The sequence below is a fragment of the Mesorhizobium sp. ArgA1 genome (assembly GCF_053714375.1).
In genome coordinates this window covers 152,678-171,869 of the sequence record NZ_JBSKBQ010000010.1, presented here as the reverse complement: position 1 = coordinate 171,869, position 19,192 = coordinate 152,678, and the positions used below count along the sequence as shown (strand labels likewise).

General features: G+C 63.4%; 20 protein-coding genes. 4 read left to right on the top strand and 16 right to left on the bottom strand.

Annotation, left to right across the window (positions count from 1 at the left end; translation table 11 throughout):
- Positions 1-424: 424 nt before the first annotated feature.
- From ACWGTI_RS21600 to tesB, 3 genes are all read right to left on the bottom strand, one after another.
- Complete coding sequence (locus ACWGTI_RS21600) at positions 425-1,783, bottom strand: ammonium transporter (protein ID WP_454588987.1); 1,359 nt, start codon at positions 1,781-1,783, stop codon at positions 425-427.
- 31 nt (positions 1,784-1,814) lie between these two features.
- A complete protein-coding gene (locus ACWGTI_RS21595) occupies positions 1,815-2,153 on the bottom strand; it encodes a P-II family nitrogen regulator (RefSeq protein WP_023670499.1) in 339 nt (112 codons plus the stop codon).
- Between the two features lie 218 nt (positions 2,154-2,371).
- The gene (gene tesB, locus ACWGTI_RS21590; RefSeq protein WP_454588986.1) at positions 2,372-3,247 is read right to left on the bottom strand and encodes an acyl-CoA thioesterase II; all 876 of its coding nucleotides are present in this window, start codon (positions 3,245-3,247) and stop codon (positions 2,372-2,374) included.
- A gap of 212 nt (positions 3,248-3,459) precedes the next feature.
- Here tesB and ACWGTI_RS21585 point away from each other — a divergent pair, with 212 nt between their 5' ends.
- Positions 3,460-4,716, top strand: coding sequence for a ubiquinone biosynthesis hydroxylase (locus ACWGTI_RS21585; RefSeq protein ID WP_454588985.1), 1,257 nt, complete (start codon positions 3,460-3,462; stop codon positions 4,714-4,716).
- Positions 4,717-5,064: 348 nt separating this feature from the next.
- On the opposite strand, the gene ACWGTI_RS21580 is transcribed toward ACWGTI_RS21585, so the two are convergent.
- Complete coding sequence (locus ACWGTI_RS21580; RefSeq protein WP_454588984.1) at positions 5,065-5,595, bottom strand: hypothetical protein; 531 nt, start codon at positions 5,593-5,595, stop codon at positions 5,065-5,067.
- Between the two features lie 258 nt (positions 5,596-5,853).
- Here ACWGTI_RS21580 and ACWGTI_RS21575 point away from each other — a divergent pair, with 258 nt between their 5' ends.
- Positions 5,854-7,461 carry a GMC family oxidoreductase gene (locus tag ACWGTI_RS21575; protein ID WP_454588983.1) on the top strand — a complete coding sequence of 536 codons (1,608 nt, stop codon included), beginning with the start codon at positions 5,854-5,856 and terminating at the stop codon, positions 7,459-7,461.
- Between the two features lie 20 nt (positions 7,462-7,481).
- On the opposite strand, the gene ACWGTI_RS21570 is transcribed toward ACWGTI_RS21575, so the two are convergent.
- Together ACWGTI_RS21570 and ACWGTI_RS21565 are read right to left on the bottom strand one after the other, a co-directional pair.
- The gene (locus tag ACWGTI_RS21570; RefSeq protein WP_454588982.1) at positions 7,482-7,838 is read right to left on the bottom strand and encodes a YciI family protein; all 357 of its coding nucleotides are present in this window, start codon (positions 7,836-7,838) and stop codon (positions 7,482-7,484) included.
- On the bottom strand, positions 7,835-8,050 hold the full coding sequence (locus ACWGTI_RS21565) for a hypothetical protein (RefSeq protein ID WP_454588981.1): 216 nt from the start codon (positions 8,048-8,050) through the stop codon (positions 7,835-7,837). Before ACWGTI_RS21565 ends, ACWGTI_RS21570 begins: the two co-directional genes overlap by 4 nt.
- A gap of 223 nt (positions 8,051-8,273) precedes the next feature.
- On the opposite strand from ACWGTI_RS21565, the gene ACWGTI_RS21560 reads away from it, so the two are divergent.
- The gene (locus ACWGTI_RS21560; RefSeq protein ID WP_454588980.1) at positions 8,274-8,699 is read left to right on the top strand and encodes an OsmC family protein; all 426 of its coding nucleotides are present in this window, start codon (positions 8,274-8,276) and stop codon (positions 8,697-8,699) included.
- A 95-nt stretch (positions 8,700-8,794) separates the two neighbouring features.
- Here the strand turns inward: ACWGTI_RS21560 and ACWGTI_RS21555 are convergent, their stop codons facing one another.
- From ACWGTI_RS21555 to ACWGTI_RS21525, 7 genes are all read right to left on the bottom strand, one after another.
- The gene (locus tag ACWGTI_RS21555) at positions 8,795-9,424 is read right to left on the bottom strand and encodes a YceH family protein (RefSeq protein ID WP_454588979.1); all 630 of its coding nucleotides are present in this window, start codon (positions 9,422-9,424) and stop codon (positions 8,795-8,797) included.
- 237 nt (positions 9,425-9,661) lie between these two features.
- Entirely contained in the window at positions 9,662-10,441 is a 780-nt protein-coding gene (locus ACWGTI_RS21550) for a succinate dehydrogenase iron-sulfur subunit (protein WP_454588978.1), read from the bottom strand.
- On the bottom strand, positions 10,441-10,878 hold the full coding sequence (locus tag ACWGTI_RS21545; protein WP_454588977.1) for a DUF3052 domain-containing protein: 438 nt from the start codon (positions 10,876-10,878) through the stop codon (positions 10,441-10,443). The genes ACWGTI_RS21550 and ACWGTI_RS21545 overlap by 1 nt, the downstream gene beginning before the upstream one ends.
- 2 nt (positions 10,879-10,880) lie before the next feature.
- Positions 10,881-12,713 carry a succinate dehydrogenase flavoprotein subunit gene (gene sdhA, locus ACWGTI_RS21540; protein WP_454588976.1) on the bottom strand — a complete coding sequence of 611 codons (1,833 nt, stop codon included), beginning with the start codon at positions 12,711-12,713 and terminating at the stop codon, positions 10,881-10,883.
- Positions 12,714-12,715: 2 nt separating this feature from the next.
- Entirely contained in the window at positions 12,716-13,114 is a 399-nt protein-coding gene (gene sdhD, locus ACWGTI_RS21535) for a succinate dehydrogenase, hydrophobic membrane anchor protein (protein ID WP_454588975.1), read from the bottom strand.
- Positions 13,114-13,533 carry a succinate dehydrogenase, cytochrome b556 subunit gene (sdhC, locus tag ACWGTI_RS21530; protein ID WP_454575551.1) on the bottom strand — a complete coding sequence of 140 codons (420 nt, stop codon included), beginning with the start codon at positions 13,531-13,533 and terminating at the stop codon, positions 13,114-13,116. The genes sdhD and sdhC overlap by 1 nt, the downstream gene beginning before the upstream one ends.
- Before the next feature lie 392 nt (positions 13,534-13,925).
- Positions 13,926-14,330 carry a hypothetical protein gene (locus tag ACWGTI_RS21525; RefSeq protein WP_454588974.1) on the bottom strand — a complete coding sequence of 135 codons (405 nt, stop codon included), beginning with the start codon at positions 14,328-14,330 and terminating at the stop codon, positions 13,926-13,928.
- 254 nt (positions 14,331-14,584) lie between these two features.
- Between ACWGTI_RS21525 and ACWGTI_RS21520 the strand changes: the two genes are divergently transcribed.
- Positions 14,585-14,956: a hypothetical protein gene (locus ACWGTI_RS21520; protein WP_454588973.1), complete on the top strand. Its 372-nt coding sequence runs from the start codon at positions 14,585-14,587 to the stop codon at positions 14,954-14,956.
- Here the strand turns inward: ACWGTI_RS21520 and ACWGTI_RS21515 are convergent.
- From ACWGTI_RS21515 to leuC, 3 genes are all read right to left on the bottom strand, one after another.
- A complete protein-coding gene (locus ACWGTI_RS21515; protein WP_454588972.1) occupies positions 14,940-16,163 on the bottom strand; it encodes a diguanylate cyclase in 1,224 nt (407 codons plus the stop codon). The two genes, ACWGTI_RS21520 and ACWGTI_RS21515, sit on opposite strands and share 17 nt — an antisense overlap.
- A gap of 66 nt (positions 16,164-16,229) precedes the next feature.
- Entirely contained in the window at positions 16,230-17,426 is a 1,197-nt protein-coding gene (locus tag ACWGTI_RS21510) for a GGDEF domain-containing protein (RefSeq protein ID WP_454588971.1), read from the bottom strand.
- A 162-nt stretch (positions 17,427-17,588) separates the two neighbouring features.
- The gene (leuC, locus tag ACWGTI_RS21505) at positions 17,589-18,998 is read right to left on the bottom strand and encodes a 3-isopropylmalate dehydratase large subunit (protein ID WP_454588970.1); all 1,410 of its coding nucleotides are present in this window, start codon (positions 18,996-18,998) and stop codon (positions 17,589-17,591) included.
- Positions 18,999-19,192 lie beyond the last annotated feature (194 nt).

Sequence of the window (19,192 nt, the reverse complement as noted above, 5' to 3'; positions counted from 1 at the left end):
ACGATCTTGCGCAGAGCGCGGCACGGCCGTTTCGACGAAACTCATGCCTGCTGCGACAAAGGGATGCCAGCGGTGACGCAAGATAGTTTTTCTCGCTTTGACAGCGTCGGCTTTTCGTAGACCTTTTTCATGGTGACACGTCCTGTTTGTGTGAAATCGCGAATCCCGCAATCTTCCACGAGGTGTCACACCGGTCCGGCGCTTGCATCTCCCGCGTGGGAGATGCTGACGGAAATGGCGGGCACCTGGCCACGAACGTGATTGCGCGGAATCGTGGCTCGAAGGAATGCTTTGCCAAAAAAGAGGCCCGGAATGACCCGGGCCTCAAAGCGTGAGCCCTTTTCGGGAGCGTCACGACGGGATTCTCCCATATCAATGCGGGACCGGCGGGAGGAGGTTCCGCCGGTCCCGTTGGCAAGGGGCCTTACGGAACCACCTCGCCATGTTGGCTGATGTCGAGGCCCTCGACCTCTTCCTGGGTGCTGGGCCGCAGGCCGACCAGCGCCTTGACGATGTAGAGGATCACGAGGGTGGCGATGGCTGTCCATATGATGGTGACGGCAACGCCGTAGACCTGCTTGCCGAGCGATGCGCCCGACGACAGGCTGTTGATCGCCGGATCGGCGAGCACGCCGGTGAGCAGCGCACCGATGATGCCGCCGATGCCATGCACGCCGAAGGCGTCGAGCGAGTCGTCATAGCCGAACATGTGCTTCACCTTGACCGCCGAGATGTAGCAGAGCACGCCGGCGACGATGCCGACGATGAAGGCGCCGGTCGGGTTGACGAAGCCGGAAGCCGGCGTCACCGCGACGAGGCCGGCAACCGCACCCGAGATGATGCCGAGCACGGAAGGCTTCTTGGCAACGATCCATTCGGCAAACATCCAGGCCAGCGCCGCGGCGGCGGTGGCAACCTGGGTGTTGAGCATGGCAGCACCGGCAAGGCCGTCAGCCGCCAGTTCCGAACCGGCGTTGAAGCCGAACCAGCCGACCCACAGCAGCGAAGCGCCGATCACAGAATAGACCAGGTTGTGCGGCGCCATGTTGACGGTGCCGTAACCTTCGCGCTTGCCGAGAACCAGGGCGCAGACCAGGCCCGCCACACCGGCGTTGATGTGGACGACCGTGCCGCCGGCGAAGTCGAGAACGCCAGCCGTGCCGAGGAAGCCGCCACCCCAGACCCAATGCGCGACCGGCACGTAGACGACCAGCAGCCACAACGCCATAAAGATGAGCAGCGCCGAGAATTTCATCCGTTCGGCAAACGCGCCGGCGATCAGCGCCGGCGTGATGATGGCGAAGGTCATCTGGAACATCGAGAAGACGAACTCGGGAATGTTCGCCACGCCAGGCAACCACAGCGACGAGGTGGTGATGCCATGGTGGAAGAACTTCGAGGCGCCGCCGATAAAGCTGTTCATGCTGGCGGAATCATTTGTGGAGAAGGCCAGCGAATAGCCGAACATGAACCACAGGATCGTCACCAGGCAGGTGATGGCAAAGCTCTGCATGATGGTGGCGAGCACGTTCTTCTTGCGCACCATTCCGCCGTAGAACAGCGCCAGGCCGGGAATGGTCATCATCAGCACCAGCGCCGTCGAGGTCAGCATCCAGGCGGTGTTGCCGGTGTCGAGCACGGGCGCCGGCGCCGCCGGGGCGGCAGCCGCGGCCGCCGGGGCTGCTTCCTGCGCGAAGGCGGCGACGCTGCCCCATGCTGCGAGAGCGAGCGAGCCGAGTGCGGCCGCGCGTCCCGTCGTCTTCAAGGTGGAAGGAATATTCATTGAACTCTCCATTGGAATACGTGTTCGCCGCTCAAAGCGCGTCGGTGTCTGTTTCGCCGGTACGGATGCGCACCGCCTGATCGATGCCGAAGACGAAAATCTTGCCGTCGCCGATCTGGCCGGTCTTGGCCGCCGCCGTGATGGCTTCGACGGCCTTGTCGACCAAGTCGGTGCTGACCGCGACTTCGATCTTGATTTTCGGCAGGAAACTGACCGCGTATTCCGCCCCGCGATAGATTTCCGTATGTCCCTTCTGACGCCCGTAGCCTTTGACTTCGGTGACGGTCAGGCCCTGGATGCCGACGGCGGTGAGCGCTTCGCGCACCTCGTCGAGCTTGAACGGCTTGATGATTGCCATCACGATTTTCATAAGGTTTCACCCTTTGCTGTTGCGGTCCCCCGCGTTTGCACACCTTCACCGATCCCAAAGAGCCCGGAGAGTGCCCGACAGGATTCAAGCTCCGTGCCAGTTGCCGAAGCAGGGCGTTAACTCGTTGTAAACAAACGGATTGCCTAGGCCGCGGCAGTACGGCGCGCACTGTCACTGGACGGTCACTGATTAAAAAATAGGCAATTTTTTGAAAATGCCTATTCGGCAGGCGGACGCTTCAGGCGGATGAGGCCTTCCTGGGCAACAGAGGCGATCAGCGTGCCATCACGGGCAAACAGCGAGCCGCGGGTGAAGCCGCGCGACCCTTGCGTCGAAGGACTGTCCTGCGTGTACAGGATCCAGTCGTCGAGCGGATAGCTGCGGTGGAACCACATGGCGTGGTCGAGGCTCGCCGCCTGGATGTCGCGGTCGAAAATGGCGCGGCCATGGGCGAAGGTCGAGGTGTCGAGCAGCGTCATGTCGGAGAGGTAGGCAAGTACCGCCGCCTGAATGCCGCGGTCGGCCGGCACCGGGCCGGTGGTGCGGATCCAGATGTTCTGCTGCGGCTCCAGCTTTTCGCGGCTGGTGTAATGCTTCAGCATCACCGGCTTCATCTCGATCGGCCGGTCGCGTTCCCAGTAGCGCTTGATGCCGTCCGGCACCGCTTCGCCGAACTTGCCCAGCAATTCGCGCTGCGACAGCAGGCTGTCGGGCGCCGGCACGTCGCGCGGCATCGGCAGCTGGTGTTCCAGCCCGACCTCGTCCTGCTGGAACGAGGCCTCAAGCGAAAAGATCGCCTGGCCGTGCTGGATCGCCACCACGCGCCGCGTGGTGAAGGAGCCGCCATCGCGGATGCGGTCGACCTCGTAGACGATCGGCACCTTGGTGTCGCCCGGCCGCATGAAATAGCCATGCAGCGAATGCACGTGGCGCTCGGGCTCGACGGTGCGCTGGGCGGCAACCAGCGCCTGGGCGATGGTCTGGCCGCCGAAGACGCGCTGCCAGTCGACCTTGGGGCTGCGACCACGGTACAGATTGTGTTCCAGCTGCTCAAGGTCGAGAATGCCGAGAAGCTCGTCCATGGCCGCCGTCATGTTTCGTGACCTCGCCTTAGAGCAATTCCAGGAAAAGTGTGAGCGGTTTTCCGTCCGGAATTGCGAAAACAAAGACTTAGAGCGGTTTTGCGATTCCATGAAACGCAGAACCGCACTAAGATGCTATGGCGGTTTCCGACAGGAATGGCGGGCAGTCAAGGCCGGAATGTTCCAGCGCGGCGAGGACGGCCGAGACTTCGAAAGGAATTGACATGGCAGACCGCAAGACGGACGCAAAAGCCTCGCTCGACGTGTTGGTCGCCGGCGCCGGCTATGTCGGCCTCGCCGCCGCCGTGTCGCTGAAACAGGCGCGGCCGAACCTGGCGGTCGCCGTCGTCGATGCAGCCGCCGCTGGCGTCTGGCAGAAGGATGGCCGCGCCTCGGCGATTGCCGCTGCCGCCTGCCGCATGCTCGACCAGCTCGGTGTCTGGCAGGAAATCGTCGGTCAATCGCAGGCCATAACCGAGATGATCGTCACCGATTCGCGCACCGCCGACCCGGTGCGCCCGGTGTTCCTCACCTTTGACGGCGAGGTCGCGCCGGGCGAACCGTTCGCGCACATGGTCGCCAACCGGGATCTGAACGGCGCCTTGCGCCGCCGCGCGCAAAAGCTCGGCATCGATATCATCGAGGGTGTCGCGGTCGCATCGTTCGACAGCAATGGCGCCGGCGTCACCGTGCATCTGGCTGACGGCGCCACGCTGAAGGTGCGGCTGCTGGTCGCCGCCGATGGCGTCAATTCCAAATTGCGCGACATGGCCGGCATCAAGACGGTGAAATGGGAGTATGGCCAGTCCGGCATCGTTTGCACCGTGGCGCATGAACGGCCGCACAATGGCCGCGCCGAGGAGCATTTCCTGCCCGCCGGCCCGTTTGCCACTTTGCCGCTGAAGCCCACCGAGGACGGCACCAACCGCTCGTCGTTGGTCTGGGTCGAACGTTCCGAGGATGCCGAGAAACTGGTTTCGGGCGACGATCTCGTCTTCGAGCATGAGCTGGAGCTGCGCTTCGGCCTCAAGCTCGGCGAGATCCGCGTTACCGACAAGCCGCGCGCCTGGCCACTCGGCCTGACCATCGCGCGCGCCTTTGTCGCCCCGCGCATCGCCCTTGCCGGCGACGCCGCCCACGGCATCCATCCGATCGCCGGCCAGGGCCTCAATCTCGGCTTCAAGGATGTTGCAGCATTGGCCGAAGTTGTGGTCGAGGCCGATCGCCTGGGACAGGACATCGGCGCGCTCGACGTACTCGAGCGCTACCAGCAATGGCGCCGCTTCGACACCGTGCAGATGGGCGTCACCACCGATGTGCTGAACCGGCTGTTTTCCAACGACATCGGCCCGCTGCGCCAGGTCCGCGACATCGGCCTCGGCCTGGTCGAACGCATGCCCAGGTTGAAAGAGTTTTTCATCCGCCAGGCATCCGGCCTGTCCGGCGACACGCCGCGGCTGCTCAAGGGCGAGGCGATCTAGCGGATTGGGCCTCGGTATCGTCGACGTCAGCGCCGCCCCAGCTAGGCTCCTTTCCTCTCCCTCCGGAGGGGGGAGAGGTGGCTCGGCGAAGCCGAGACGGAGTGGGGGAACCACCTGCAATCGCCGCAAACGGACATAGAAAGGGCAGTAGGCGCAAGCATCATTCCGCCTTGTCCCTGAGGGTCGACCCCCACTCCGTCGAGCTTCGCTCGACACCTCTCCCCCGATCGACGGGGGAGAGGAAGAGCCCCCTTCTGCAACCGCTGAGGAGGACAGGCAGGTGAGGGGCAGCGCAACGCTTGGAAATAACCTGAAGCCGAATTCGCTGCTCCAGGTGTCGCAACACCCTCAGTTCACCTCGAAACCCAGCTTTTGCCTCAGCCTCAGCATCCGCTGGTCGGCAACCTTGAAGCTCTGCTCGCCGCCTTGCGCGACGCGGTTCAGCATCTGCAACAGATCCTCCCGCTCGTGCGGATCGAGGCGTTCGCGCAGGAACGGCGCCAGCTTGTCGATGACTATTGTCGTGTCGTCGATCTGGGCCGAGGCCCATTTGGCATAGACAACGGCTTCGTCGGTCTTTTTCTGGTTGTCCGCAATCTGCGAGATCACCTCGCGGATGATCGTTTCGCGCTTCGGCAGGATCGGGCCATGCTCCGCAGCCATGGCGGTGATTAGCGTTGCCGCCGCCACCACCGGGTCGTCGATCGCCGTCAGCGGCGACAGCGCCGCCTGTTTGCGCAGCTTCTTGCGGCGGATGTTGCCCTGGACGCGCCCGACCACATCGGCCACCTCGCGCGCGGCGTCGTTCATGGCCTTCATGCGGTACCACCAGAACGCCGCCGCTCCCAGCACGCCGAGAATAGCAATCAGGAAAGGCATATCGAATTCCCCCGGAAATTCCGGCGACGATAAGAGAACTGCGGCGTTGCTTCAACACGCAAGAATTGCATCCGGTGAAGAAAACAGAGGTGTTTCTTTCAAGCGTCGACACACTGAGGTCCCAGGTCTCGCGCCGCCTAGTCCGGACCCGGCGATGCAAGAACACTACAACAGGCGTTATCGCGCCTATTGCGGCCTCGCCGATACGCTGCGATCGTTCTGGGCCGAACAGGCCGCAGGACCGAGTAGAACACCGCAATGACCCAACGGCTCCAAGGCGACTACGACTACATCATCGTCGGTGCGGGCACCGCCGGCTGCGTGCTGGCCAATCGCCTGAGCGGGGATCCGGGCACACGTGTGCTGCTGCTCGAGGCCGGAGGCAGCGACAATTACCATTGGGTCCATATCCCTGTCGGCTATCTCTACTGCATCGGCAATCCGCGCACCGACTGGATGATGAAGACAGCACCCGAAGCCGGCCTCAACGGCCGTTCGCTGGTCTATCCCCGCGGCAAGGTGCTGGGCGGCTGCACCTCGGTCAACGGCATGATCTACATGCGCGGCCAGGCAGCGGACTATGATGGCTGGCGGCAGATGGGCAATGTCGGCTGGGGCTGGGACGACGTGCTGCCCTATTTCCTTAAATCCGAGGACCATCATGGCGGCAAGACCAAGCTGCATGGCGCCGGCGGCGAATGGAAAGTGGCGCGGCAACGCCTGTCCTGGCCGATCCTCAACACGGTGCAGGAGGCGGCCAAGGAATTCGGCATTATGCCGCGCGAAGACTTCAATGACGGCGACAATGAGGGGTCTGGCTTCTTCGAAGTGAACCAGAGCAAGGGCGTGCGCTGGAACACCGCCAAGGCTTTCCTGCGCCCGGCGCTGCGGCGACCCAACCTTCGCCTGGTCGTCAACGCCCATGTCGAAAAGGTGCTGTTCGACGGCAAGCGCGCGACAGGCGTCCGCTACCGCGTAGGCGGTGAAACCATCGAGGCAAAGGCCGGAAGCGAGGTGCTGCTGACCGCCGGCTCGATCAACACCCCAAAACTGCTCGAGCTTTCAGGTGTCGGCCAGCCGGATCGCCTCGCCGAACTCGGCGTCGATGTCGTCCACGGCAGCCCGGATGTCGGCGAGAATCTGCAGGACCATCTGCAGATCCGCACCGTCTACAAAGTGTCATCGGCCCTGACGCTCAACACGCTGGCCAACAGCCTGACCGGCAAGGCGCGAATCGCGCTGCAGTATGCTTTTGCCCGGTCGGGGCCGATGTCGATGGCGCCGAGCCAGTTCGGCATGTTCTCCAAATCCGATCCGTCGATGGCGACGCCGGACCTGGAATATCACGTCCAGCCTCTGTCGACCGACAGGCTTGGTGACCCGCTGCACCCGTTCCCGGCGATCACCATGTCGGTCTGCAATCTGCGGCCGGATAGTGTCGGCTCCGTACATGCCACGACACAAGAACTCGCCGTGCAGCCGGAGATCCGGCTGAATTATCTCTCCACCGTGCGCGACCGCGAGATCGCGCTGCGCTCGGTGCGCCAGGCGCGCTCGATCATGACCGCCAAGGCACTTGAAGCCTTTCACCCGGAAGAGATCCTGCCCGGTCCCAGCCACCAATCCGACGACGATTTGCTGCATCAGATCGGCTCCATCGCAACGACCATCTTTCATCCCGTCGGCACCTGCCGGATGGGCATTGACGACCGCGCCGTCGTCAGTCCCGATTTGCGCGTCACCGGTGTCGAGGGCCTGCGCGTCATCGACGCCTCGATCATGCCGCGCATCGTCTCGGGCAACACCGCCTCGCCGGTGGTGATGATCGCCGAGAAGGCGTCGGACATGATCCGCCGCTCTGTCTGAAGCTGCCGATGCGCGGACTGCTATGACCCAGGGACGTCGTAAATCGCCCTGACCTCGATGGTGCCGATTTCGGCAAGCGGTATCTCGCCGGCGATCTCCAGCGCTTCTTCGAGATCCCTTGCCTCGATCATGACGAAACCTAGCAATTGCTCCTTGGTCTCGGCGAACGGTCCGTCGGTGATCAGCCGCTTGCCCTGGCGCCGCCGGACCGCCTTCGACGTCTTCACCGATTGCAGCGCCTGCGCGATGATCAGCTTGCCTTGCTGGTCCAACCACCGGTCATAGGCCATTGAATCGGCGTCGAGCTTGGCCAGACGCTGCGGCGTCATGGCATGGAGGTCCTTTTCCTCGCCGTAGACCAGACAGACATATTTCATTTCCAGCTCCCTTGCTGCGATGAACCATAGGTGATCACGGTATCATTTGCGCCGTTGCCGGCAGCCGCATGGTCGAGAAGGATGACCGCAATGCCGATGACGACAACTGCCGCGAGCAGCCGGCCGAAGCCGGACGGTCGCGGACAGTCGATCTCTTGCAGCCAAGGGCTTTTGCCGGTGCAGTTCCAATGGGCGGAAAACAGGTTGTTCATGTGAATCTCCATCCGCCACGAAATCCGTGGCCGCCCGCAGGACGGTCGGCGCCACGACAAGTCGACATTTTTGCACGCCGATTTCTTTCAAAAATAATTTTGGCCGAGCGTCGTTGGATCGCCATGCGCGCGCAAACAGCGCGGTGGTCTTCGCCCGCGCCCGCGCTATAGTTGGGAGGAACGCCGCCTGGCCGGCGCTATCGCTGCAATCAAGGAGGACTCCATGGACCGCACCGCAAACGCCGTCTGGAAAGGCAATCTGAAAGAGGGCAAAGGCACGCTCGACACCCAGAGCGGCACCTTGAAAGGCACGCCCTATTCGTTCAAGGCACGCTTCGAGGACGAAAGCGGAAAATCCGGCACCAATCCCGAAGAGTTGATCGCTGCTGCGCATGCCGGTTGCTTCGCCATGCAGTTCTCCCACTTCCTGGCCGAGAACGGCACACCCGCCGCCGAACTCGACGCCAAGGCGGTGGTCACGCTGGTTCCGGGCACCGGGATCACCGGCAGTGCCCTCACTGTGATCGGCAAGGTACCGGGCATCGACGCAGCGAAATTCCAGGAATTGGCCGAGAAGGCCAAGGCCGGATGCCCGGTGTCGAAGGCGCTCGGCGCCATCAATGTGTCGCTCGACGCGAAGCTGGGGTGAGAGCTTGGCTGATGTGAAACGCCGGCCCGAAAGCCGGCGTTTTCATTAGGGACAACAGCCCCACCGCGCGGCTACATCCGGAATCGCTGGCGACCTCAACCGCCCAGCGCATCAAGCCGGGCGCGCAGTGCCGCGACTTCCTGCTCCAGCGCCTCCAATCTCGCCTCCAGGTCGGAGTGAGGCAGGGTCGGCGCACTCCGCTGGGCCGAAAGGGCTGCGACGTCAACCGTTCCAGCGAGAAGATGCACGTAGCGGTCCTCGCGCTGGCCTGGTCCTCGCGCAATTTCCTGGATCAGTGGCGGTCGGCGGCCGATCAGCATGTCGAGTTCAGCACGCAGATCCTCGATCGAAGAAAACCGCGCCATGCGCTCGGCTCGTGCCAGGAGCTCATGCGCCGTCTGCGGTCCGCGCAACAGGAGTAAACCGAGCAAGGCCGTCTGCGGCGTGGTCAGCGAGAAGCGCTGCGCCATCTGGTGCTCATAGCGCTCGACGCGCGAGCCGAACATCTGCCGCACCAGCCCCTTCTGCTCAAGCAGTTTCAGAGCCCGGTGCACCTCCGTCTGCTCCAGCGCCATGACGGGCTCGCGCGCCGTCTTCTGGTTGGCTGCGGCAAGGGCTGCGTTCAGCGTCAGCGGATAGACATCCGGCGTCAGCTCCTTCTTCTCGATCAGGCAGCCGAGCACCCGGGCTTCGGCGGGATTGAGGATGGGTAGGTCTTCGCTCATTGGGTTGGCTATCCTTTGAAGCTGGAGGGACAGCACCCCCCTCTGGCCTGCCGGCCATCTCCCCCGCAAGGGGGGAGATCCGCACCTTCAGCGCCGTTCGTCCATTCTTGCAAGGTTGAAGATTAGCGAAAGCGGGAAAAACAGCCAATCTCCCCCCTTGCGGGGGAGATGTCCGGTAGGACAGAGGGGGGTGTGAAGGATCACTATCGATGATGATTTCATCGGCAGCGGCCTTTGTTAAACCCTTCTCTCCACCATCATCTTCTTGATTTCCGCAATCGCCTTGGCCGGGTTCAGTCCCTTCGGACAAGTCTGCGCGCAGTTCATGATGGTGTGGCAGCGATAGAGCCGGAACGGGTCTTCGAGATTGTCGAGCCGCTCGCCCTTGGCCTCATCACGGCTGTCGATCAGCCAGCGATAGGCCTGCAGCAGCGTCGCCGGGCCGAGATAGCGGTCGCCGTTCCACCAATAGCTCGGGCACGAGGTCGAGCAGCAGGCGCACAAGATGCACTCGTAGAGCCCGTCGAGTTTCTCGCGGTCCTCATGGCTCTGCAGCCATTCCTTGGCCGGCTGCGGCGACACGGTCTTGAGCCAGGGCTGGATCGAGGCGTGCTGGGCGTAGAAATTGGTGAGGTCGGGCACCAGATCCTTGACCACCTGCATATGCGGCAGCGGATAGACTTTGACGGCGCCGGAAATGTCGTCGCAGCCCTTGGTGCAGGCGAGCGTGTTGGAGCCGTCGATGTTCATGGCGCAGGAGCCGCAAATGCCCTCGCGGCAGGAGCGGCGCAAGGTCAGCGTCGGGTCGATCTTGTTCTTGATCCACAACAGCGCGTCGAGCACCATCGGCCCGCAATCGTCCATGTCGACGAAATAGGTGTCGATACGCGGGTTCTCGTCATCGTCCGGCGACCAGCGGTAGATGCGATATTCACGCAGGTTGGTGGCGCCCTCCGGCTTAGGCCAGGACTTGCCTTGCTGGACCTTCGAGTTCTTGGGAAGCGTGAGTTCGACCATTACCGCAGGTCCTTTCGGATGACGAGCTTCAGCCCGGACCAGATTTCATTGACGGCAGCGACCTTGACGTCGACCAGGTCGCGCTTCAGTGCCTCTGCGCGGACGACACCTTCGGTGACGTCGGTCGGTACTTTCGATGCCTTCTTCGGCCACGACACCCAGACCATGCTGTTGCGCTTGATCGCCGCCTCGACATCGCCGAGACGATCCTCGATCTCGGCGCGCTGACGAGCGAAGGCGTGCACGGCGTCGTATTTCAGGGTCGTTCCCGAAATCGCCGACCAGTCGCCCAGTTGGTCGACTTGAGCGAAGGCGACGGCTTCCACGAGATCGTTGAGATCGTCGGGCAGCGCGATGAACGCCGCGACCATCCCATCCTTCAGGCCAAGCTTGGCCGGAAGCGGCGTGCCTGAATATCCTGAGGCCGCCAGCGCCATGGTCAGTATACCCTGGCCTTGGGCGCGATCTTGGCGAGATTGATGCCGCCGTCCTTCTCGGCCAGCCGCGGCTCGGTATGCACGGGACGGTAGCTCAGCGTCACCTTGCCGTCTTCGCTGAGCCGCGCCAGCGTATGCTTGCGCCAGGCCTCGTCGTCGCGGGCCGAGAAGTCCTCCCGCGCGTGCGCACCGCGGCTCTCCTTGCGCGCTTCGGCGCCGTAGACCGTGGTGATGGCGTTGGCCATCAAATTTTCCAGCTCCAGCGTCTCGACCAGGTCGGAGTTCCAGATCATCGAGCGGTCGAATACCTTTATGTCCTTCAGTTCGGTCCAAATTTCCGAAATGCGCTTGCAGCCATTCTCCAGCGATTCCTGGGTGCGGAACACGGCGGCGTCTTCCTGCATCGCCTTCTGCATCTTTTCGCGCAGCACCGCGGTCGGCGTCGAGCCATTGGCGTGGCGCAGCCGGTCGAAGCGGTCCATGATTTTTTCGACCGAGGCTTCGTTGGGCGAAGGGATAGCCGAATTGCGGTCGATGACCTGGCCGGCGCGGATCGCGGCGGCGCGGCCGAACACCACCAGATCGATCAGCGAGTTCGAGCCCAGCCGGTTGGCGCCGTGCACGGAGGCGCAGCCGGCCTCTCCCACCGCCATCAGGCCGGGCGACACACGGTCGGGATTTTCAGCCGTCGGGTTCAGCACCTCGCCCCAGTAATTGGTCGGAACGCCGCCCATATTGTAGTGCACCGTCGGCAGCACCGGGATCGGCTCTTTGGTCAGGTCGACGCCGGCAAAGATTTTTGCTGACTCCGAAATGCCCGGCAGCCGCTCATGCAGCACGGCCGGATCGAGGTGGTCGAGATGCAGGAAGATGTGGTCCTTCTTCTTGCCGACACCGCGTCCCTCGCGGATTTCCAGCGTCATGCAGCGCGAGACGACGTCGCGCGAGGCAAGATCCTTGGCCGATGGCGCGTAGCGCTCCATGAAGCGCTCGCCCTCGGAATTGACGAGATAGCCGCCCTCGCCGCGCGCGCCCTCGGTGATCAGGCAGCCGGCGCCGTAGATGCCCGTCGGGTGGAACTGCACGAACTCCATGTCCTGCAGCGGGAAGCCGGCCCGCGCGGCCATGCCGCCGCCGTCACCGGTGCAGGTGTGAGCCGACGTGGCCGAGAAATAGGCGCGGCCATAGCCGCCGGTCGCCAGCACAACCATCTTGGCGGAGAAGCGGTGAATGGTGCCGTCGTCGAGGTTCCAGGCGACGACACCAGTGCAGGTGCCGTCCGGCTCCATGATCAGGTCGAGGGCGAAATACTCGATGAAGAACTGCGCATTGTTCTTCAGCGACTGGCCGTAGAGCGTGTGCAGGATGGCGTGGCCGGTGCGGTCGGCGGCGGCACAGGTGCGCTGCACCGGCGGGCCGTCGCCGTAATTCATCATGTGGCCGCCGAATGGCCGCTGATAAATCTTGCCCTCTTCGGTGCGCGAGAACGGCACGCCGTAATGCTCGAGCTCGTAGACGGCGGCCGGCGCTTCGCGCACCAGATATTCCATGGCGTCGACATCGCCCAGCCAGTCCGAGCCCTTGACCGTGTCGTACATGTGCCACTGCCAGGAATCGGGCCCCATGTTGGACAGCGACGCGGCAATGCCGCCTTGCGCGGCCACCGTATGCGAGCGGGTCGGGAATACTTTGGTGATGCAGGCGGTGCGCAGGCCCTGTTCGGCCATGCCGAGCGTGGCGCGCAGGCCCGCGCCCCCGGCGCCGACGACCACCACGTCGAACTTGTGGTCGACGTAAGTGTAAGCCGCATTGGCTGATTTCGCGTCCTTGGCCAAAATCAGCCTCCAAATGCCAGCTTGAGCAGGGCGAAGATCGAGGTGACGCCGACCGCTATGGTGAAAAATGTGCTGAGCGCGATCGTCAGCAGTTTCAGGCCTTCGCTGATCACATAGTCCTCGATGATCACCTGCATGCCGAGCCGCATATGGTAGAGCCCGGAAATCAGGAAAAGGATCATCACCAGCGCCACGAACGGATTGGCGAGTGCGGCGCGTACCTCAGCGTAGCCGTGGCCGTTGAGCGCGATCAGGAAGCCGACGAAGAACAGCGTCAGCGGAATGTTGGCGAGCGCCGTCAGCCGCTGGCGCCAGAAATGCTGCGTGCCTTCGTGCGACGAGCCAAGACCGCGAACCTTGGCCAGCGGCGTACGCATGTCGTTGCTGTTCGTGCCGCTCATCACAAGGCTCCCCGCGCCATATAGCCGGCGACCCAGATCAGCAGCGTGAGCGCAACCGAGCCGGCGAGCGTCACCCAGGCGATCTTCGATGCCGTGTGTTTGTCCAGCCCGGCGCCGGTGTCCCAGACGAGGTGGCGCACGCCGCCCAGCATGTGGTGCATCAAGGCCCAGGTGTAGCCGAACAGGATAAGCCGGCCGAGCCAGGTGCCGAAGGCCCAGTTGACCCAGTCGAAGGCGCCTTGCGAACTCGCCGCCGCCATCAGCCACGCGGCGACCAGGAGCGTGCCGAAATACAGCGCGCCGCCGGTGATGCGATGAATGATCGACATCGTCATGGTGATTGGCGGGCGGTAGATCGTCAGGTGCGGCGAGAGCGGCCGTTCACGTCTGGCGGTTCGGGTGGCTGGTGATTTGCTCATGGCTGCCCCAGTTCGACGTCCGGAGCAGCGGTGGAAAACGGCATTTGCCGCCTCGATATTATGCTTCAGACAGCCGGTTTCTAATGCTCTTTTTGCACCGCGTCAAAGCCAGAAAACCGTTTTGGAAACGTCATTTAGTCTGACAAAAAGGCTGCCGATTGCTTCAATCGATTAGGCCATGGCCGAAAGCCGGCGCACCGTTCGCTGCAGTGCGAAAAAATCATCCGGCTGAGGCGCCTTGGGTGCGTTGAGATTCAGGTCAGGCCGAGTCGAGAAGTGTGACATCCGGGAACCGGCCTACGCCGGAGCGGAGCGGACTTTGGGTAGGTGAGCACCGGAAGCGCAGGACGCTGCTGTTGGCGGCCCGCCTCCCCTGAATATCAACACACCAACTAGCGCTTGCAGGTTACCGGCGTCTTCCCGCCTTTCATCACCAGCGCCTCGCGTCCGTCGATCACGATTGCGTCATGAGCCGCGCCATACCGGCTGTTCTGGTTGGCAGGCGAGGCCGGCAGGTCTTCAGCGGTACCGTCGGGGCTGAGCACGTGCAGCGATGTGCCGAGATTCTCGATGGTGATCCTGCCGCCGCCGGCGCAATTGTAGGTCGCGGTGCGCGCTTGCGGCGCGGCCGTTTCGACAGCGATGGGGGCAGCGGTCACAGGCGCGCCGGGCGCCATCAAGACGGCGGGAGTTCCAGCGCTTGCGGCCTTCGGCGCGTTGTTCTGCGGCACACAGGCTGCGGCAGTCAACAAGGGGATCGACAAAAGCGTCACCCGAAACGTCCGGCGTAACGCCATATGATGTCCTCCTGCGCGGCAAACTAGCCGCGATGTTCCGCCAAGATCAAGCTCACCCGGCGTCAGCGCAATTGCGTGCGTCGCTGGCCGATGGTGCGGCCAAGCATGGCCGAAAGATGACATTAGGTTTTCCATCCTGTCGGATATTAACCATGTTTGACAAGAGATCACCGCTGGATGCATCTGCCCTCTTAACAAAGGTTAATAAAAGGTTAATTTCCGATTCCGAACGGGTCCAAAGCAGAGAGGACACCATGCTTTCGAATTCAGGAAGAGCACGCCTTGCGGCGCTTGTGCTGGCGGCAGCCAGTCTCGGCTTCGCCGCTCCGGCAATGGCCTGGTCGCGCCATCATGACCGGGTCTACGCCGATTCCTTCGGCAATCTCGTCATCGACAGCGCCGCCGGCTACAAGCGCATCATCGTCGGCGAAGGCAAACTGGCCAGGAAATTGTCCGACTACACCAGCGCCGGCCAGCCGGAAGCAGAACCCGAAGTCCTTTATGAAAATGAGGCAGACCACGTCTCCAGACGTGGCTGCTATCAGCCCCCGGTGTTCGTGAAAGGCCGCTCCTATATGTACGGTCTCTCCGACGGCGAGATGCCCAACCTCAGCCCTTGCCGCTAGACCAATCGGTATGGCCGGCCTTTGTCGCCGGCTGCCGCACAACGGTTAGCCCGGTCGAGACTCGGACGCAGTTGCGGCCTGAGCCCTTGGCCAGGTAGAGAGCATCGTCGGCGCGCCGCAAAAGGTCGGAGAAATATTCCCCCGCATGAAGTTCGGCGACGCCGAAGCTGGCGCTGCAGCGGTGGTCCGCCGGCAGGCCCTCGATCGGCAAGGCGCCGAAGGCGCTGCGCGTGCCCTCCGCGAACAGCCTTGCAGCGGCAAGATTGGTGCCCGGCAAGATGATGGCGAACTCCTCGCCACCGATGCGGCCGGCGACATGATGGTCGGCCGCCGCATCGCGCAGGAAACCCGCAAAGGTTTCGATGACGCGGTCGCCGGAGGCATGGCCGAAACTGTCGTTGATGCCCTTGAAATGATCGAGGTCGGCAATGACCAGCGCCACCGGAACACCCTGGCGCACGGCGTCGCGCAGCGCCAGCTTGGCATGACGCTCGAAGCCGCCGCGGTTGAGCAGTTGTGAGAGCATGTCGGTTTCCGACCTGGACGTCGCCTCGGCCAGCACGTCGCGAACCAGCACGGCCAATATCAAAAGCGCCAGCGCCAGCGCGAACACGGTTCCCAGCGACTGCGAGACCAGGGCGTAGCTGCTCTGCAGATAGGTCTGCGGATTGGCGCCCCAGCCGCCCAGGGCGCCGGCAATGAATGGCTTTGAAGCGAACTGCACCGCACTGGCCGCCAGAACAGCCATCAGAGTGAAGTCTAGCCAGCCGCGTCTTTGCCTGGACGACCAGACGATGGCCAACCCAACGAATTGCATGGCGGCATAGGGAAGCTGGTAGGCCATCATACGGGCAAGCGATTGCCGCGGCAGGTCCTGCACGAAATAGACGGCGACAGTGGCGACGGCCAGGAAGACCAGCATCGCCGCCCAGGGCGGCGTCACACCGTATTTGCGGGCGAGCCCGCCATTGAAGGCGATGGTGGCGCCGAGGAAAACAGCAAAGGCGGCGACAACTGGTGGCCGAGCATCGGCGAAGGCCGGGATGCTGATCTCGATGACACAATAGACTATGCCCAGGGCATAGCCGAACGCCAGCCAGCGCGCCGCCGCACGTCCGACGCCGTGAACGGCGATCGTCATGAACGCCGCCGCCAGCAGGCCGGCAACGCACATGTTGATGACCAGAAGGAAGTCTGCGCTGCTCATGGCCCCTTTTCGCGCTCTGGCCCACAGCAAACCATCGACGGGCGAAAAAGACGTTAACGTCGGCCTTTAGCTCGCGCTGCCGGTATCGGGAATGAACACCGTTTCGGCTCGCTCGTATGACAGCCGCACGCTGTCGCGGCCGTTCTTCTTGGCCTTGTAGAGCGCCTCGTCGGCGCGCCGCATCAGCGGCTCCAACCCTTCGTCGCCGGTGCGCGCCGCGACGCCGAAGCTCGCGGTAACCCTGGTGCCCGGCGGCAATCCGTCGACGCTGCCGGCGGAATAGTGCGTTCGCACGGCCTCGGCAAACAGCCGCGCCGTGGCAAGGTCGCTCAACGACAAAAGCACGGCGAACTCCTCGCCGCCGATGCGCCCGGCAACGGCGCGCGCGCCGGCGGCGGCACGAAGCTTGGCGGCGAAGTCGGCGATCACCTGGTCGCCCGCGGCATGTCCGTATCGGTCGTTGAGCGCCTTGAAGTGATCGAGATCGGCCAGCACCAGTGCGACCGGCACTTTGGCGGCGGCGCAGTGTTGCAGCACCAGCAAGGCGCGCTCCTCAAAACCCCTGCGATTGAACAACCCGGACAGCGGGTCGGTATGCGTCTCGGTCTTCAGCGCCTTCATCACATCGAGTGCGGCGGCCGAGAACAGGCAGAGCGCGATCAGCAGCGACAGCAGCGCATGCGTCAGCAGCGCCGTCGTCCAGTAGGACGAGCCGTAGAACCCGTCATAGCTGGTGAAAGGCCCGTGCGAAATGACGACGAGCAGCGTCCGGCCGATGAAGTTCAGCCCCGACAGCAACGACAGCACGAACAGGATTTTTTCGGTCGGGCCATTGTTGCGCACGGCGCGCAGCTCGGCGGCGACCAGCAGGCTGAGGCCGCCAAAACCGAAATTGATGGCCAGGATGCGCCAGGTGAGGTCCGGCTCCACGAACAGATACCAGCAGAACGCGGCCAGCCCGCCGCCGGCCAGAATGCCGATCGCGACATAGGGCACGCGCCTGCCATAGCGCGAGATGATTGCGCCGACGAGGCAGCAGGCGGCGAAAGTGAAGCAGAGGTTGGAGGCAAGCTTGGTCAGCACCATGCCGACGGGCAGGGTAAAATATTGCAGCAGGAAGCCGGGCGCGGACGCGCAATAGCTCGCGCCGAGCACCGCCAGATAGGGCCGGTGACGCTGATAGAACCACAGCACGAGGAACGCCGCGCCGAGCGCCAGCGCGATCGTCGGATTGAGCAGCGCAATGAACAGACCGGTGTCCAAAGGACGGTGACTTCCCCGCGTGACGTCGGGGAAGACCTTAGAACGCAAGCCCCAACAAGCGGTTAAGCCAGAGCGAATATGCGGGCAGAGCGGATGAAAAAAGACCCCGGAACCGCGATGCGATCCGGGGCCTGGTATGGATTATGAGCTGCGCGCCGGAACCTATGTCCAGTCGCGGATGTCGACGAAATGCCCGGCGATCGCCGCCGCGGCCGCCATTGCCGGCGACACCAGATGGGTGCGGCCCTTGAAGCCCTGCCGGCCCTCGAAATTGCGGTTCGAGGTCGAGGCGCAGCGTTCATGCGGCTTCAGCCGATCGTCGTTCATGGCCAGGCACATCGAACAGCCCGGCTCGCGCCAGTCGAAACCAGCGGCGATGAAGATCTTGTCGAGACCCTCGGCTTCCGCCTGTTCCTTGACCAGGCCGGAGCCCGGCACGATCATGGCGTCGACATGCGCGCTCACCGTCTTGCCTTCGACCACCTTGGCGACGGCGCGCAGATCCTCGATGCGGCCATTGGTACAGGAGCCGATGAAGACCCGGTCGAGCGTGATGTCGGTGATCTTGGTCCCCGGCGTCAGACCCATATAGTCGAGCGCGCGGATCTTTGAGGTGCGCTTGTTCTCGTCGGTGATCTCTTCCGGATTGGGAACGACGCCCTGCACCGAAACCACGTCCTCGGGCGACGAGCCCCAGGAGACGATCGGCGGCAGCTTGGCCGCGTCGAGCACGATCACCTTGTCGAAATGCGCGCCTTCGTCGGATTGCAGCGTCTTCCAGTATTCGAGCGCCGCGTCCCATGCAGCGCCTTTCGGCGCGCGCGGCTTGTCCTTGACATAGGCGAAGGTGGTTTCGTCGGCCGCGATCAGACCGGCGCGGGCGCCGCCCTCGATCGACATGTTGCAGATCGTCATGCGGCCTTCCATCGACAGTGCGCGGATCGCCTCGCCGGCATATTCGATGACATAGCCGGTGCCGCCGGCGGTGCCGATCTCGCCGATGATAGCGAGGATGATGTCCTTGGCGGTGACGCCTTCCGGCAACTGGCCGTCGACGCGCACCAGCATGTTCTTGGCCTTGCGCTGGATCAGCGTCTGCGTCGCCAGCACATGCTCGACCTCGGACGTGCCGATGCCGTGCGCCAGCGCGCCGAAAGCGCCATGCGTCGAGGTGTGGCTGTCGCCGCAGACGATGGTCATACCCGGCAGCGTAAAGCCCTGCTCCGGCCCGATGATGTGGACAATGCCCTGGCGGATATCGTTTTCGGAATAATACTCGACACCGAAATCCTTGGCATTCTTGGCCAGCGCCTCGACTTGGATGCGGCTTTCCTCGTTCTTGATGCCGAACTTGCGCTCGGGCGAGGTCGAGACATTGTGATCGACCACGGCCAGCGTCTTTTCGGGATGCCGGACTTTGCGGCCGCTCATGCGCAGGCCTTCGAAGGCCTGCGGGCTGGTCACTTCATGGACGAGGTGGCGGTCGATGTAGAGCAGGCAGGTGCCGTCGTCCTGGCGATCGACGACATGGTCGTCGAATATCTTGTCGTAGAGGGTGCGCGGTGCGCTCATGTGCGTAAATCCGTCGATTTGAAGTAGGGGAAGGGCAGACGCGCCGGAGGCCTTCGGCCCGGCGAAAGCGGCCTAGCTAAGTCGGCTGGTGAGCGCGCCGGAAACGCGCGCGGAGAAGCGCGACGGCAGGCGTTTCCTGTCCTGCAGCACGAACCCCTTGTAGGCCGGATCGCCAAAAAGCTCTTCCATGGCGT